This window comes from Domibacillus aminovorans (genome assembly GCF_001643235.1).
Classification (GTDB): domain Bacteria; phylum Bacillota; class Bacilli; order Bacillales; family Domibacillaceae; genus Domibacillus; species Domibacillus aminovorans.
In genome coordinates, this window is record NZ_LQWY01000014.1 from 1 (window position 1) to 16,604 (window position 16,604).

Below are 16,604 nucleotides of genomic sequence, written 5' to 3' on the forward strand. Positions count from 1 at the left end.
GCCCACAGAAAAAACACCTCCAAGTTGTTTTAGGTAGTCCATACACCCGTTTTTCAACTGAAAGGTGTTTTTATTTGTCTCACTCTATGGGGTCAGTCCCTTATGTTATATTAGGAATTTCGGCTTTTTCTTTTTTATAAAGGTCATTTAAGCAGGAAACAATGATTTTACTATTTTACTGGAAATAATGCCTTTTGTAAGGATAAATTCATTAACCTTAACGTCTTTGAATAATTGGATATGCTGGTGACTTGTGATCTCGGCGATAACAGGAACAGGTAGATTCATTTTTTCTTTCATTAATGTTATGACAGTGGCTACTAATAATGTTTTTCCATCAACAAGCAAAGAATCTTTTATAGAATAGTTTGCTTGTATTCTTTCTTCGGCAAAAATGAGAATACCTTTTGATTTGGGCAAGTTTGCATGAAGCAATATTTCTTCATCCGTAGCGTTCCCTCCAATATAAATCAGACGTTCCTGTTCCTCTATGACAGGAGCTCTTTCGGCATTATTAATGACGACAATATCAATAGTTTGGTCAATTTTAATTATTTCTTGGACAGCCGCTTTTGCTTTTTCACTCCATCCAATGATGATAATGTGATTCATCCCTTCAAATCTCATTTTTCCACCAACTTTAAATTGTTAATATGCATCCAATTTTCAACTCATTGATTAAATGTATCTATCCCGAATCTAAAGATTCTTAAAACATAATAAGAAAACATATTTATTCGTTTTGAAACCTTGACTACACACTTGTTATAACAATCTGATAGGCAAAATTCCAATATGAATAATTAAACTTCTTTAGAATGAAAAAAACTGTTTATGCCTTTAAGAACAGGTTTAGTGATCGCAGTGTTAGGGAAACCTTTTAGGTGCGCCAATTCATTATTTCAATAGAAGAAATGGAGGGAAGCAGGTGGAGGAACATTTGGATTTACATTACATATTTGAACTTGGCCTTATTTTAGTGATGATTGCTGCCGGTATTACAGCGATTGCGAAGAAATTTAAGCAGCCTTATCCCATTGCGCTAGTTATTATAGGAGCTGTTATAGGCCTTGTTCATATTCCTGGATTAGAACCATTAAAAGATTTTATTACAGAAGCGGAAATTTTTAATTTTGTTATTATTACGTTGTTTTTACCGGCTCTGTTAGGAGAAGCGGCCTTTAAGCTTCCCTTTTCTCATTTAAAAGAAAATAAAAAGCCTATTCTTGCCCTGGCATTTGGGGCAACACTTTTATCTTTTCTTATCGTTGGCTTTTCATCTATATGGCTTTTAAACCTTTCCATCCCGGCAGCGTTTGTTTTTGCTGCTCTTATGAGTGCAACGGATCCGGTCAGTGTTTTGTCTATTTTCAAAAGTGTAGGTGCACCGAAAAAACTCGCTACCGTCATTGAAGGAGAAAGTTTATTTAACGATGGATTAGCCGTTGTTTTATTTAATATATCGGCTTTTTACCTGCTTACCTATATGGATCTTGGCATAGAAGGGGCCGGTTATGGATTATGGGAATTTATTAAAGTGATTTCCCTTGGTCTGATAGTTGGTGGAGCTCTTGGCTACGGATTCTCAAAGCTCACCAAGTATTATGATGATTATCCGTTAGAAATTATTTTCAGCGTTATTCTGTTTTACGGTTCCTTTCTGCTGGCGGAAACAGTTGGAGCTTCCGGTGTTATTGCTGTCGTAGTGGCTGCGCTTATTTTCGGTAATTACGGAGCACGAATCGGGATGAGCCCAATGACAAAGCTCAACATCAACAATTTCTGGGAGGTCGTTGCATTGCTGGCCAACTCTCTTGTTTTTTTAATGGTTGGTCTCGAAATCACCAGAATTAACTTAGCTGACAAATGGGGATTGGTCTTTATAGCTATTTTGATTGTTCTCATCGCCCGAAGTGTGTCCGTTTATGTAAGCCTGGCATTTGCGAAAAATTTCCCAGCTTCCTGGAAGCATACGATCAATTGGGGCGGTTTAAAAGGCTCTCTCTCTATAGCTCTTGTCCTGAGTCTTCCAAGAGATTTTGAAGGGCGCGAAGACATCCTCATTCTGGCTTTTAGCGTTGTTTTATTTTCATTGGTTGTTCAAGGACTTTCTGTTAAACCACTTTTGGCGCGGTTAGGGGTTAATAAAAAAGAAGAAGGCAATCGCGAATATGAAGAATTAATTGCCAAGGGACACCGTTTAGAGACTGCTATTAAAGAACTCCAGCACGTTCAAAGCAATCTTCTGATTCACGAAACTATTTCAAAAGAAATCACCGACCGCTATAAACAAGAATTAATCGAACTCCGGCAAAAAACAGAATTGCTTTTTAAAAAATATCCAGATTTAAAAAACAAGCAGCAAACCATCTTACAAAAGCATTCTTTGTATGCCCAATATGAAGCAGTTGATAACTTATTAAAAGAAGGCATTATCTCCAACGAGGTAGCACAGCAGGAGCATGACAGGATCACAGACGAAATCGTTCATTTGGAAAGCCCTCAGGAACCTGTTTAACAATACTCGATCTTCCATTTGATCGTTGTTCAGTGGACGGCCGCTAAATCTGGTGGCGTTCATTAATTGGTAGTTGAGGCGATGGGTGTAAGACGCATTACTTTATCGCTGTCACTTTTGACGATAATTTGCGCAGTTTTTAAGCGATAATTTGCACTAATAAAAAAGGATGAGGATAATCTTGATAACCATCTTCATCCTCTTTTGACTGTTTCTTGATTGATCACAAAACTACTGTTTAACCAGTAAGGATTTAAAATTCAATGTACTGTTTTGTATTTTAAATAACAGATCGCAATGCGAAGAGGAAAGGAATTGCTTTTAAGAGTGATATTTGATTCTGGTTATTTAATTATTAATCGTCTGAATCGGTTGAGACTTAAGGAAACGAATAAGAATTTCAGGTTCTGGTGCAAATATGGTATTCATTAAAAAAAGACGTATGAAACCTTATCAGAATCGCTAGTTAAGCTGATAAACCAAACAATTGATGGATGAACGTTATTTGATTTTGGACAGAGTTATCCCTTAGAAGAAGTTGCTTCTTTTTCAGCATATGCATCGCTTCCACCCCATAAATAATCTGTTTAGCCGTTCGGAAGGACTTCAATCCTAACATAGAACGAACTCGCTTCTTGATAAAACGATGATCCTGTTCTACGATATTGTTTAAATATTTCTTTTGTCTGAGTTGCATGCCTGTCGGCATGCTTTTTGTTTCTTTTAAGGCTATGATGGCTAGAGGATAAGCAGGGTTTTTATCCACTGTTATGACACGAGGTTTCGAAACATGAAAAGACCGCAAAGCTTTCTTGAAAAAGCGTTTTACAGCCTTGTAGTCTCTTGTTTTGCTTAGGTGAAAATCGATGGTGTTTCCTTTCGAATCAACAGCACGTTACACTTTCATAATCTTCTATTTTATTGAACGTACATATTCAGCTAATTTTAAAATTTCACCATCTGTAAACGTAGGCTTCCCTTCATATTGAATTCGTTCAATAACCTCTTCAATCGTTTTTGCACTGCCATCATGAAAATAAGGTGCAGTTGCCCATACCCCTCTTAATGTTGGAACATCAAAATGAAGAGTATCTCTTGGGTTTGAATAACCTGCTCTTGCATCACCTTTAGATGGTTTATCTAACGGATTAGTAGTACCGATATCATGCAAAAAATTAGTATTGTTAGTTGTCAAATTACTATTTTCATCAACAGCCTTTACACTATCTGTAAACTGAGGTCCTGCATGACAAGTAATACATCCTGCTTTCCCTTCAAATAATTCTCTACCTTCTTCTGCTGTATTTGTCAGACTTCCATCCTTATTACGATAAGGACTTTTTGGTACAGGGAATGAGTTCGGATCATCAAGATAGGCAAACATCGCATCATACATATGCTCTACTTCTTTTGGAAGCGGCTTACTAGGATCAAGCTCCATCATACCACCCATTTCGCCCTGAACGGTTAAAAGGTAATCTTTAAAGTCATCACGGCTTCCATCCCACATAAATAACCCGGTTTTTGTAGTTAAAACATTACTTGGTACATCTCGTGGACCTTTTGAGGTCATTAAAGTACGCCCATTTATTTCACCATCAGCATGACAAGAAATACAACTCATCCAATTATTACCTGTAATTTCTGTCGGAAACTCCTCGCTATTGGCACTATAAAAAATCGTTTTCCCTTCCCTTACTAGCGGGGATAGAGAATCTTTTGATATTAATGCAAGATTTTCACCTTTCATTTTGACGCGAGCGTAGGATCCCTCACCCCCGGTCGAAATTTCAGCAAGATCATGACTCATTGCATTATGAACATAAATAGTTTCCCCATCAGGTGAAATCACTGCACCCCTTGGATTATTTCCTTCAATTCTTCTTAAACTTTGCGTTGCGTTACCTCCACGATTTAAATCGAACACAACGAGATCTTCACTCCCAGACATGACAACATATGCTTTGTTGCCGTTTGGTTGAAAGACGACATCATAAGGATTTGCGAAAATGATTGTCTCATTCTTTTCATCTGTAATATTCATTTCTTCGAACAATTCTTTCCGTTCATCAATAATCTCTTCGTCTGTTGTTAAATCAATAACAGAGATGGCTGGAAAAATTGTTTCTTGAAAGTGAATGGGTGTATCAACATTTGTTAACATGTGAGGAATCCAAGCTTTTTTTCCATCTGATGAAATAACAAATTGTTCCAATGCATTTGGAATCCCTTGGCTTTTTTTGCGATCATTTTTATCAGGTGAAACGGCAAGATTAATCACTTTTTTTATTTCTTCAGTTTTAGTATTAATGACACTAATTTTTCCCTCTAGATAATGTGGTACATATAACTTATGCCCATCTGCCGTAATCGCTAATGTTCTCGGTCGATCACCAACTTCAATCTCAGACTCTACCTTTTTTCTACTTAGATCGATTACTGATATTGTGCTAGATCGATAGTTTGCAGCATACAGCCTCTTACCGTCCTGACTTGTTACAATACCATAAGGTTCAATTCCGACATCAAGGGAATCAACCACTTTTTCTTTTTCAATGGAAATGATGTCAATTTTATTGTCATACCTACAGGAAACATACAATATATCTTCATCTGGTGAAAGGGTTAGCTGTACGGGGGATTTTCCGACTGGTATTTCAGCTGTCACCTTTTTTGTTTGACTGTCAACAACGGTAACTGTATTTATATCAATATTGGCAATATAAATAGTATCGCCAGCCTTATTCATAATAATATTGTTGCTGTTTACAGCATAGTTCCGAACAACTTCTGGCTCTTTCTCTTTTACTACTGTTTTTATTCCTTCCTTACAACCAACTAACGCCCCCATCAATAGGAGCGTTAACCAGAAAAGGGCAATTTTCTTCACGATTACCTACCCTCTTTATCTTATTTTTTTACTTCAACAGGTACAAGAACAGGAGCAACGCCGTATTTTCCATGTCCAGCTTGAGTTTGTGGAACTTGATCCCCATCTGTATTTCCAGACTCATCACTATCAATGTAGAAATCCCCTGTATCCCAGAATTCACTAGCCTGCATTCCTTGTTCAAGATCCGGACCATCTATGACTGTCTCATAAAAATCAACATATCGTGAAATAATGGTTTCCATTTCTAATGCTTCTGGCTGCTTTTCATCACCTTCAACATTACTTAGATTATTAATCGCTAAACGTAAGATAGCAGATACTCCACCTGCAGTAAAAGCATCATATTTCATTTCGTCTTTCACAGTTTTATAGGCTTTGGCCTTACTATCCCAAAGCGTTTCATCCGTTGCTTGATAAACGGTTCGCGCAGCATTACGATATTTTTCATCTTTTGTCGCAAGATATGCTGCTGTTAAGCCACGAACAGCTCCAAGTTGTGCATTTAATGTAATTTCCTCATCTGCACCTTTACCGAATGTATAGCCTTTTACAACTAAGCCTGAATCTGTCATCAGTTTATCAATTATAAAATCTGCTTGTTTTGTAATTAGTTCAATTGCACGTTTTCCTTCAGCTGTATTTAATCCTTTAGCGTCTTCTGCATTTGAATATCCAACTGGGAGACCATCAATTGCACGCTGGAAAATTCGAAGTGATTCAATTGTATAACCTGCATTAAACGTGTCTACATAATTTCCTTGCTCTTTACCATTATGTTCAGCTACAAATGCACCTTCTTCTTCATTAAAGTGCATGGCATCAATATTTTTAAACACATGAAGCAATACATCACGGTTAACAGAATACGGATCATTTGATGTCACATCGTTTTCTGCATTGTTATCAAGATTTACTTGTGCTGCAGAAGGATAAGGATCATTATCAAAAAGCGCTCTGAATGATGGTGCGACATTTTCATTTTCCATACGCTGATCTGTCGTTCCGAAAAATTCAGATGAAGGCCAAAGCATTAACCATTGATCTGTTAAAACACTACGCGCATCTGTTACTTCTAATGACTCTGCATTTGGCACGTCCATGTTTCCGTCTTCTGTTACTTGAATTGTATGGGGTAAATAAACAAAACCTTTTGATGGATCATACTGACTTCCAACATTCGCAGCAGTTAATCCATTATCATTTGAACTGTAAAATAAGTGATTTCGAACATAATTTAATTTGTTCCATATTTCCTCTATTAAAATTGCTCCTTGCATACCATCTGCTGAGCTAACACCAAGAGCAATGTTTTCATCATGATCGTCTGTTGGCTTTTCACCTTCCAATTCTTCATCACTGTCTACAGTATGAAATCCCCCCATAAAATCTCCGGCCCAAAGAGCTTGTTTTAAGAATGTTCCCCCATAGGCTGCCGGATTTAATACTTTATCCATTTTAGTACGATCCCATCGAAGCGACTTGAAGTTAACTTGATATTCAGGAACGTATGTATTTTCTTCACCTGACGCATATTTAGAAGTATCTACTTCTTGAACATAATGAGGATCACCTTTTGCATATTCAATAAAGGTCGGAAACATATTTCTAAAAATCTCTTCACGGGGATAGCCAACTGCATCGGCTAATTTATAGAAACGCTCTCCTAATAGTTCATGTGATTCTTTCCCTTGCTTTTCTGCTAATTCTTTGACAACAGGACCATTAATTAAATGTAATCCTAATCCTGATTTTTCAACTACTTCATACATAGCTTCCTCTGAATATTCATATGATTCAATTCCTGCTGTATAATCAAACTTTGTAGGTGAATCTAATTTTTTCGGATCAAGAACATCCAAATCAAGGCCTAGTCCCTCTACTAAAGGTTCCCCTGATAGTTCAAATTCTGCATAAGCGAACATGTTGCCCGCTGTATCGAACGTATAATCTGTAACAGGAACAGATACGCTACTTGTTTGTGGTTTTGTTTCTTCTTTTACTGTTTTTTTCTCATACGAGCAAGCGCTCGTTAATAATAGTGATGAAGCCAATGCAACTGTCGTCATCACTTTCCATGGTTGTGATTTCATTATAGTTTGTCTCCTTCATTCATCACTCTATAATTGATATTAATATTTCTATATTTATTTTCAATTGAAAATAATATTCATTATCATATATTTAAATAATGACGTTATGATACAAAAACTAAATTAAAAACTATTTAAAACAAAATTAAAAAAAGTTAATTTTTCACCCTTATGTTCGGTGGGTGCTTTTCTTATGATTATCAAAGATTTAAACATACTTATTAACGTTAAAAGTGAAAAGATACTCCTAATCAATTTAGTTTTTAAAGATGAAAAATAGGATTAGATTAATCGTAAAGCAACCCATAAATATGAAAATAAACCAGTTTGGATTATTAATCAATGAGTGAATAAATAGATGTATATAAATCTGAAAAACTGGTAAAGATGATAGCATATTCCCCTATTTGTTGACAAAGCATCTGCTTTCACCTAAGCAGATGCTCTTTTTTTGACGAGTTTCTTCTGTAAAGTCGTAATCATTTTTCCTCACTTCAACTATTTCTTTATCTTAAAAAATCATTTTTGACATAGCCAAAGCTAAAGGTATGGGGTTTCCTTCCTGGAAAATCATGTCCCTTTTTTGAATTATAAAGATTGCTTTAGAATAAAGTTTGATCAAAGCGATATCAATAACCTTGATAAACGAACATATAGTAAACAATAAATACCGAAGTGAGAGTTTCGATACTAAACCAGAGCAAAAATCCTCATCTTCCCATCACAGTTATTTTTTGCTTATTCATGATTAAATTTTTTATTGGCAATCCAATAATTCGTTACAAAGAGTATCAGCACAATCCAAACAAGCGTTACTAGTGCGTTGTCTATTGCTTTTGAATTTACTGATCCTGTGATCAGCACTTCCATTGCATGTTTGCTCATACTTGCTGAATTTACAAAATCGATAACTGTACTTAAACCAACAATAATTCTGCAACCTATAAGGAAAACAATTGAAATTAATGCGATAATACCCTGACTGTTAAAAATAGTACTAATCATCGTTGTAAAAGATACGATAAAAAGAACCCATACAAGATAAAATACTAGTGCAGTAATCATGTGTGAAAATGGAACATCTGTAAAAAGATAGTTTACGTATAGATAAGAAGCAAAGTATCCAATTGCTACACTAAAAGCTGCTATCAAATAATTTGATACAATTTTTCCAGCTATATATGAAATAACCGTAACAGGTCGTGTTAAAATAAAGGCTAACATGCCATTTGCTTTATCTGTTTGAATAATACCCATCATTGAGATTGCAAGAATCATAAGCCCGAGCTGATCAAATTGAGATCCTAACGTGCTGGCTAGTACTTCTCCGCCTTTTTGAGCGGTCATGCTCGGATCAATTGTAATTCCCTGACCACCGCCTAATGCTCCCAAAATTGATGGCAAGTAATGAGTTACTATAGGCTGAGTTATCCCTAAAAAGATAAAAACGATCGGTAGCCAAATAACTTTAAAATCACGTACCATTTGAACAAATTCTTTTTTTATCAGTACAATAAACTTATTCATTCCTTCACCACCAATTTTAAGAAGATTTCTTCTAAAGTATCGTTATTGATTTCGAATTTTACGATGTCCACTTTATGCTCAAGCGCATTTTCTAGTAACATATTTTTGTTTTTTTCGATGTTTTCAACTTTTATTTGGACTTTATGCCCAATGACCTCTATTTCCTTCACATAAGGTAATTTTTTTACAACGTCAATCCATTTTTGATCCTTTGCTGTGATTTCTACGTTTAGCTTATTTTTGCTATTGCGGTTTAACAGTTCGGTGATCGTTGTATCTTCTATTTTTGTTCCATTTTTTATAATTACAAATCGTTCGCATATTTCTTCCGCATCGCCCAATATATGGGTTGATAATAAAATTGTTGTATCTTTTTTTATTTCTTCGATCAGGTTTAACACTTCTCTTCGGCCGATTGGATCTAATGCGGATACCGGTTCATCCATGACAATAAGCGAAGGCTTATGCAGTAGTGCTTGTGCAATACCGAGTCGCTGTTTCATTCCACCGGAAAATGTGCCAACTTTTGAATTTTCTTCGCCTCTCAGTCCAACTTTTGTCAAAATTTCAGGTATTGAGTTTGTTAATTCTTCTTTTTGCAATCCAGAAAGCTTTCCCATAAACGTAAGAGTTTCTTTCGCTGTCATCCAATGAAAAAAGTTAGGGTACTGTGGCAGGTAGCCAATTTCCCTTTTCATTTTCGATATTTTTTTCCCATTCAGCAAAACTTCGCCTGCTTGTGGGTCGATAATATCTGAAATCACTTTTATTAATGTGGATTTCCCAGCTCCATTCGGTCCGATCAAGCCGACACATTCTCCCGATTGCAGTTCCATCGAGAAATTATTGACAGCGATTTTTTCTTTAAATGTTTTCGTCACATTTTTGATTTCCAATTTCATAATCTTTCACTATCCTTTCGCCCTATAACAAAGTAAAGAATTGGACCAAGTGTATTAACAAAAAGGATAATAAATGTCCACATGAGAAGGCTTTTTCTCGTTTTTCTATGTCTGTATAAATCAATTAAAGCAATTAAAACTAATAGGATACCTACTGCAAAAAACGGCAATATTATGGGAATAAAAGCCATAAAGTCAATATCTTTTAATTCATCAAACCCATAGTGCAGTTGCATTTTTAACACTTCCTTTTCATCTCGTTATCGTTATTGATAATGATAACTTCAAAAGAAGTGCATTGCAATACCTATTCTCATTATTTATAATAAGAATAAAATTGATGGTAAATAGAAAAACAATTAATAAACACAAACGAGGAGAACATTATGGTTAATAAAGTTGAAGTTTTATTGCATCCAGTAAGAATGAAAATTTCTCAGGTACTAATGAGGAATAAAGACAATGGATTAACACCTTTAGAAATGGTAAAAATTATTAAAGATGTACCTCAAGCAACTTTATATAGACATATACAAGTCATGTTGGATTCTGGTATTATTCGCGTTATTAAAGAAAAAAAGGTGAAATCTGTTTCCGAAAAATATTACGCTTTAAATGAAATTGAGGCTAGGCTTAATGTAGAAGATTGGAAAAAAGCTTCTAGTGAGAAAAAGCTTGATTATGTTTCATATTATCAATTATCACTTATGACTCAATATCACAGTTATCTTAAGAAATTAGAAGAACAAAACTGCCGGGAAGATGGTGCTACTTTTTCTTTAGTAGAATTAAAAATAGATGAGGAACACTTTATACAATTTCAAAACGAATTAAACGAATTAATGACAAAATACTACCATACCACGAGCAATGAAATAGATGCTCCAGTTCGAACAATCGCTGTTACAATTATTCCAGATACTTAAACGAATTAAATAATACTAACTTTTGTAGCGACCCGGTGATTGGAATGTTCGACAAATAGCTCATTATTTATCCGACAGTCATTTGAACGGATATATTAGCCTTAAATTTTATTATAAGAAAAGCCGATGATTCCTTAGCGTAGGAAAACTCGGCTTTTTTCATGTTGGAATTTGCTTAGCGTATGTTTTCCGCGTTTTGTTGGTAGGACCCCATGCCCATCAAGTTAAATTTTCTTTATGCCTTAAAAACGAAAAAAACGCTATTCTTTTTCTAACAATAAGATAAAGGATGGCGTTTTCTTATGAATCTCACGATTTCAGAAGAGCTTGCTCTCTTTTCACAAGAGCTACAATATATTTTATCTCCAGTAGGCCTACAAGATATATTTGCCTAGTTTTAATTATGAAGCTCAGGGAATGCTCTCTGACATAGAAGTTGCAAATCAACCTAAATAACAGGCCCTTAGTTTAATAGATATACTGTTGCTTTGAAATAAAGTTTGATCATTTTCTTTAGTTCTTCAACGTGCTTAGAAAGAAACTAATGGTTGCTGTTCCCGCACAAATATATGGTAGCATCAAGTATCCCCAATTAGTGATGACATACCCTCCAATCATGGAACCTAGTGTAATCCCAATATAAAGGGCTGTATTATTCCATGCCATGACGATACCTCTTTTATCGGGATATTCAGCTGCAAGTCGAGCCTGATATGAGGTGAATCCTGCATATCCAACCAATGCCCACATGAACAGGAAAAAATAAATCCAATCTCCAGATGAAAAGAAAATACCTATGGAAATTAGGCTTATAGTTAATAAACCAAGTGTTACCTTAGAAATCATGCTTTCTCCGAACTTATTTATTAATTGCCCACTTGAAAGACTCCCCAAAACGGCACCAATTCCATAAAAGGTAACAGCTAATGCGATATCAGGTGAGGAAAATTTGTTTTCGTAGTAAAGAGCAGCCCCTAGATATACATAAAGAGTATACATAGAAATTGCCCAGATAGCTGTTACACTAACTGAACCCAGTATTCTAAATAAATTCCCTTGTACGAAATTTATAGTTGAATGCTTTTGATGAATGGCTCTCCATGTTTTGAAGTTGACAATGGCTAAAGCTGCTCCAATAGTAGCTATTCCAAAAAATACCGAACGCCAACCAACAAAATGCTGTAACAATGTTCCAAGTGGTGCCCCAGCCCAAAGGGCCATTAAATGCCCTGAAACAACAATAGAAAGCCATATTCCCCGTCGGTTAGGAGGCGCTATATCTCCAATGATTGCATAAATTAAAGGTGTAATAGAAGCAACAGATAAGCCAGCAAAAACTCGACTGATGATTAACCATGAAAACGAAGGAGCAAGGCCCGTTAATACATTAGAAATAACAAAGAGAAATAAGCCCAAGGTGATAAAGAAGCTCCTTCCCTTTTTATCGGATAACCACCCAAAAAAAGGAGCAGTAATAGCATATGTTACTGCAAAGCCTGTTACCATCCATCCTGCAATGGCAGAAGGAACCCCATACTCTTCAGAAATAAATGGAAATAATGGAGAAACCACAAATAAATCTGTTCCCATAAGAAACAATGTAATCCAACCCACGATCAAATGTACTCTACCTGTCTGATACATATTGAGTACCTCCAATATAAGACCTTCCTAGATATTATTCATTTAAAGGTAGAATTAGGTATTCTAAGATGTTTAAAAGAGGACAAAAATCCCCTTATTGTAAAGTGAAAATAAAGGTGTTTAATTTTTAATAAAAAATACTCCACCACACTAAAAAATATAACACTAAAGTCGTTTAAATCTCAGTGTTATTCCAAAATCGCGCCCGATTGTTGAATAACATAACTCATGTTTTTAAACAACATTATTGTAAATGTAATAACTTTATCTGTAACCCCACTGCGTAGAGGTAACTAATTCCAATATAGATGAGCCTCTAAACTTGATCTCTCTCATCCCAATCCTTCTCTTCAACGGACTGACTGTGCAATAAATTTAGTATGTACTAACCTTAATTAAAGATGCTCACTCTCTCCTTTATTGACATAACAATCTGTAAAAATATAGTCTGTATTTTTCTGAATTTCGCATGTAAAGTTACAGTAATATATTTTTTAAAAGGAGTGTTCTATTTTGTTTTTAAAGCTTACAAAAGAGCAACAACAATTAATGATTTCTGACATTCAATATTTCTTTTCACAAGAAAGAGATGAAGAAATAACTGAATTTGCTGCAGAAAGAGTATTAGATTTCGTTAAAGAGTCACTTGCTCCTCATTTCTATAACGCTGCTGTTTTAGATGTTAAACATGTAGTTGAACAGCAATTTTCCTCACTTGAAGATGAAATATTAACTCTAGAACGTCCGATAAAAAGATAATTAATTTTTCAAGAGTGAATTAGATCATAGTTCACTCTTTTACTTCACAGTTTGTGTTTTACTGTTGATCAGCTCTCATTTCCTTTTTAGTTCATAGTTTGAATATACTGCCTATTACTCCACCATCTAATATTCATTGACTGTTTCCTAATTTTAAAATCCCTCTATGTTTAAATCCTCATTTAATGGGTATACATACTACTTAATCCAAATTTATTAAATAAAGGAGGACTTCATATTATGTTACCGATCGAAATTTTTGGATGGATTATTTCAATGATTTTAGGCGTTGTCTTTATTGGTTCTTTAGTGGCACTACCAAAAGGAATGACCTCTAAAACTCAAACAGAGAAATCCTTTACACAGCGGACTATTTCAGAGAAAAAAATAAAGGATCGTCCAACAAAGAAGACTTCTTAATCTTTTAATTATTGTTGTTTTACTATTTCCTTGTTAAAATAACCTGCCCGTTCGTTTAACAAGGGTATCAACATCAGTCGCTAATAAAGCCTTAATCTAATGAACTTTAAATTAGAACCCTAAAAATCCCGTTAGAAGAATAACAAATCCAACGGGATTTTTTCTTTGATTTATCCTTATTTATAGCTCACCGTAATGTATCTAACTGATACTTACCATTTAAAACCACTTCTTAAAAGGAGGGATACTTTGAGGGAAATTAAATAGGTTGAATGAATCATATTCCATTTTTACTTCTCGAAGTCGCTTAAAATTATCTCCATAGTACGCTGTTGGCCAATCTTTGATATATCGATCCGGAAAATTCACATAGTCACCCGTTGTATATGGAGATAGGGCCCTCTTTAATTCTTCTATCCAGCGGATATTTTGCCGTTCTTCTACGGAATCGTTCCATGTAGCCAGGTACTCTTGAGCGATAATGGCGTCCCGGTAATAGAAAGCCGTTTCATTAGGGGCTATCCGGCCTGCTGCACCTCCCAGAGATTGATGCCATATGCCGGAATTTTCATTTGGAGCGTTTGCTAAAAATTGTTTCATCGTCAAGATTGCTTTAGGTGGAAAAGGTTTTTCAAGAAAGGATCCTGATTTCTTACGGAGAGCTGGTCGGTTTCCACTTGGTACGTCAAAGAATCGCACAGCTTCAATGTACGGGACTTCCTTTACCGATACACTTGTTGGTGAGCCGATGGTCGTTAAAGGCCGAAGAAGCTCCTTTAACTTGGATGATGGACCAACAAATTCACCTTGAGCGATAATTTGGTTTGCTTCCTTTGATTTTAATTCAATTTGTGAAGTTAAACGTTCATCCGTGTTAGGTGCCCAATTTTGCCATGCATTAAATGCAGCCTCGAAATCATCCCATCCCCATGTAACGGAGAAGACTGACACCTTTGAAATACGGTGCAGCTTGAATGTAAGGGACGTGACAATACCAAAATTTCCGCCACCGCCTCCGCAACAAGCCCAAAATAGATCACTATTGTGATTCTTGTTTGCTTTAATAAGCTCGGCACCTCTATGTCCACCTGCCCTTACCATTTCAATTTCAATCAAATTGTCACAAGTAAGTCCAAACAGTCGTGTTAACATACCTATTCCCCCACCGAGTGTAAGGCCAATAACACCTACACTGCTTTCGGTGCCTGCTGGAATAGTCATGCCGTATTCCCATAATTTATTATATACATGCCCCAAATTAGCGCCGGCTTCTATTTTCGCTGTTATTTCTTTACCATTGATAATAATTTCGTCCATTTCGCTGACATCAATGATCAGACCATCATTGACTAATGAAAAATTTTCATAGCTATGCCGGCCGCTCCTCATCCGAAATGGTGTACGATTTTCCCTTACCCACCTCAATGCATTTAATACATCTTCAGTATTTTGACAAAATACAATTTTACTCGGGAATTTTGGAATGCTTAAGTTATTATTTATTCTTGCCTGTTCATATTCAGAATCATCAGGGGTAACAATTCGCCCTGTAAGCTTTATCTTCTCCAAAATAGAACCCCTTTCTCAAATAATGTAGAGTGAATGTTATATACTATGAAAAACCTTTGAGAAAGGCACATGCTTAATAAGGGAAGAGTATGGATTTCGAAATGTCCGAGAATTTTGCAGACAAATCGAAAAAAGAATCAGCTCTTTTAGCCTGATTCTTTATTTCAAATTTAAATGTTCTTTAAATTCATCTGATACACGTGATACTTCTTCATCATCCACTACATAATAGTAAACGCCACCGATTCTTTCATCATTACCATCAATTGTTAGGGATTCAATGTTATCACGTGTTGATGCATAAATAGCGATCGTATCTCTAAACGACAAGTTCGTTTGTACGTTGTCACGAATCGCCTTCATCACATCTGTAAATCTGAATATCATTTCCACGTCATTCCCTTTGCTTAAAATGCTTTCAATCACTTTACGCTGCCGGGCCTGTCTGCCAAAGTCGCCGTTTGGATCTTCCTTTCGCATTCGTGTGTAGTTCAATGCTTCAGATCCGCTTAATGTAATGCGTCCTTCAGCAAAATCATCTCCGCCATATGAAAAAGTAAAATCATTTTGTACTTCCACACCGCCGACAGCATCTACAATTTCTTTCAGGCCTTTCATGTTTATTTCTACATAATAATCTACCGGAACATCAAGAAAGTTTTCAACCGTTTTCGCTGACATTTTCACACCACCAAATGCATAGGCATGATTAATTTTATCTTTCGTGCCTTTTCCCACAATCTCTACACGTGTATCCCGGGGAATGCTTAGTATTTTCGCCTTATTTTCTTCCCTGTTCACGGACATAAACAGCATCGTGTCGGAACGGCCTGTGTCTCCTTCCTGCTCATCCACGCCAAGTAAAAGAACCGTAAACCCCTCTTTATCCTGGAGTGACACATCATCTTTCCGTTTGTCTGAATAAAGGTCTTCACCGCTCAACGTATTTTCGACGAACTGATAGAACATAAATGTAATACCCGCCCCGACCAGCAGCACGATCAAAAAGAAACCTACTAAAAAGCTACTTTTACTTCGTTTTTTTTTTCGCTTGTCTTGTCTTCGCATATACACGGCTCCCTAATGTAATGTGACTTAATAATATCACATCCTTCCAAACGATTTTCAAGACAGGCTGTTTTTAAATATGTCGCTTTGGTTTTATTCTAAAAACCAATAGCCCCGAATAGGAGAGGCTTTATCCAACAGGCTTTTGAAGAATTCGAAAAATAGTTTGAAGGAATCTATATCAACTTGTTTGCAACAAATGCTGATAAAGCTTAAAACACACTTTTTTTGCCCCTTCTCTCTTATGAAACGAGGAAAGTATTAGCCTTTCCTTTTATTTAAATAACT

13 protein-coding genes and 1 pseudogene are annotated in these 16,604 nt (G+C 35.8%); 4 read left to right on the forward strand and 10 right to left on the reverse strand.

Features of this window, described 5'->3' with window-relative positions:
• Nucleotides 1-147: 147 nt before the first annotated feature.
• Nucleotides 148-627: an NAD-binding protein gene (locus tag AWH49_RS06615; protein WP_063965059.1), complete on the reverse strand. Its 480-nt coding sequence runs from the start codon at nucleotides 625-627 to the stop codon at nucleotides 148-150.
• A 355-nt stretch (nucleotides 628-982) separates the two neighbouring features.
• On the opposite strand from AWH49_RS06615, the gene AWH49_RS06620 reads away from it, so the two are divergent.
• Nucleotides 983-2,518: a cation:proton antiporter gene (locus tag AWH49_RS06620; RefSeq protein ID WP_063965131.1), complete on the forward strand. Its 1,536-nt coding sequence runs from the start codon at nucleotides 983-985 to the stop codon at nucleotides 2,516-2,518.
• A gap of 466 nt (nucleotides 2,519-2,984) precedes the next feature.
• Here AWH49_RS06620 and AWH49_RS06625 read toward each other — a convergent pair.
• The 6 genes and pseudogenes from AWH49_RS06625 to AWH49_RS06650 all read right to left on the reverse strand — a co-directional run.
• A pseudogene (locus tag AWH49_RS06625) lies at nucleotides 2,985-3,413 on the reverse strand (IS6 family transposase); the annotation flags it as partial.
• An 18-nt stretch (nucleotides 3,414-3,431) separates the two neighbouring features.
• Complete coding sequence (locus AWH49_RS21085) at nucleotides 3,432-5,369, reverse strand: beta-propeller fold lactonase family protein (protein WP_094777149.1); 1,938 nt, start codon at nucleotides 5,367-5,369, stop codon at nucleotides 3,432-3,434.
• Between the two features lie 59 nt (nucleotides 5,370-5,428).
• Nucleotides 5,429-7,501: a hypothetical protein gene (locus AWH49_RS06635; protein ID WP_063965061.1), complete on the reverse strand. Its 2,073-nt coding sequence runs from the start codon at nucleotides 7,499-7,501 to the stop codon at nucleotides 5,429-5,431.
• A gap of 738 nt (nucleotides 7,502-8,239) precedes the next feature.
• Complete coding sequence (locus AWH49_RS06640) at nucleotides 8,240-9,028, reverse strand: ABC transporter permease (RefSeq protein WP_063965062.1); 789 nt, start codon at nucleotides 9,026-9,028, stop codon at nucleotides 8,240-8,242.
• On the reverse strand, nucleotides 9,025-9,930 hold the full coding sequence (locus AWH49_RS06645) for an ABC transporter ATP-binding protein (RefSeq protein WP_063965063.1): 906 nt from the start codon (nucleotides 9,928-9,930) through the stop codon (nucleotides 9,025-9,027). The genes AWH49_RS06640 and AWH49_RS06645 overlap by 4 nt, the downstream gene beginning before the upstream one ends.
• Entirely contained in the window at nucleotides 9,927-10,166 is a 240-nt protein-coding gene (locus AWH49_RS06650) for a PLD nuclease N-terminal domain-containing protein (protein WP_018392718.1), read from the reverse strand. Before AWH49_RS06650 ends, AWH49_RS06645 begins: the two co-directional genes overlap by 4 nt.
• Before the next feature lie 150 nt (nucleotides 10,167-10,316).
• Between AWH49_RS06650 and AWH49_RS06655 the strand changes: the two genes are divergently transcribed.
• Nucleotides 10,317-10,856 (forward strand): helix-turn-helix domain-containing protein, encoded by a 540-nt coding sequence (locus AWH49_RS06655; RefSeq protein ID WP_063965064.1) that lies wholly within the window; start codon nucleotides 10,317-10,319, stop codon nucleotides 10,854-10,856.
• A gap of 513 nt (nucleotides 10,857-11,369) precedes the next feature.
• On the opposite strand, the gene AWH49_RS06660 is transcribed toward AWH49_RS06655, so the two are convergent.
• The gene (locus AWH49_RS06660) at nucleotides 11,370-12,500 is read right to left on the reverse strand and encodes an MFS transporter (protein ID WP_063965065.1); all 1,131 of its coding nucleotides are present in this window, start codon (nucleotides 12,498-12,500) and stop codon (nucleotides 11,370-11,372) included.
• 513 nt (nucleotides 12,501-13,013) lie between these two features.
• On the opposite strand from AWH49_RS06660, the gene AWH49_RS06665 reads away from it, so the two are divergent.
• Nucleotides 13,014-13,259, forward strand: a complete 246-nt coding sequence (locus tag AWH49_RS06665) for a DUF2164 domain-containing protein (protein WP_063965066.1) — start codon at nucleotides 13,014-13,016, stop codon at nucleotides 13,257-13,259.
• A 240-nt stretch (nucleotides 13,260-13,499) separates the two neighbouring features.
• Nucleotides 13,500-13,679: a hypothetical protein gene (locus AWH49_RS06670; protein WP_063965067.1), complete on the forward strand. Its 180-nt coding sequence runs from the start codon at nucleotides 13,500-13,502 to the stop codon at nucleotides 13,677-13,679.
• Nucleotides 13,680-13,898: 219 nt separating this feature from the next.
• Here the strand turns inward: AWH49_RS06670 and AWH49_RS06675 are convergent, their stop codons facing one another.
• Nucleotides 13,899-15,248, reverse strand: coding sequence for an FAD-binding oxidoreductase (locus AWH49_RS06675; RefSeq protein ID WP_063965068.1), 1,350 nt, complete (start codon nucleotides 15,246-15,248; stop codon nucleotides 13,899-13,901).
• Nucleotides 15,249-15,407: 159 nt separating this feature from the next.
• Complete coding sequence (locus tag AWH49_RS06680; protein WP_063965069.1) at nucleotides 15,408-16,316, reverse strand: LCP family glycopolymer transferase; 909 nt, start codon at nucleotides 16,314-16,316, stop codon at nucleotides 15,408-15,410.
• Nucleotides 16,317-16,604 lie beyond the last annotated feature (288 nt).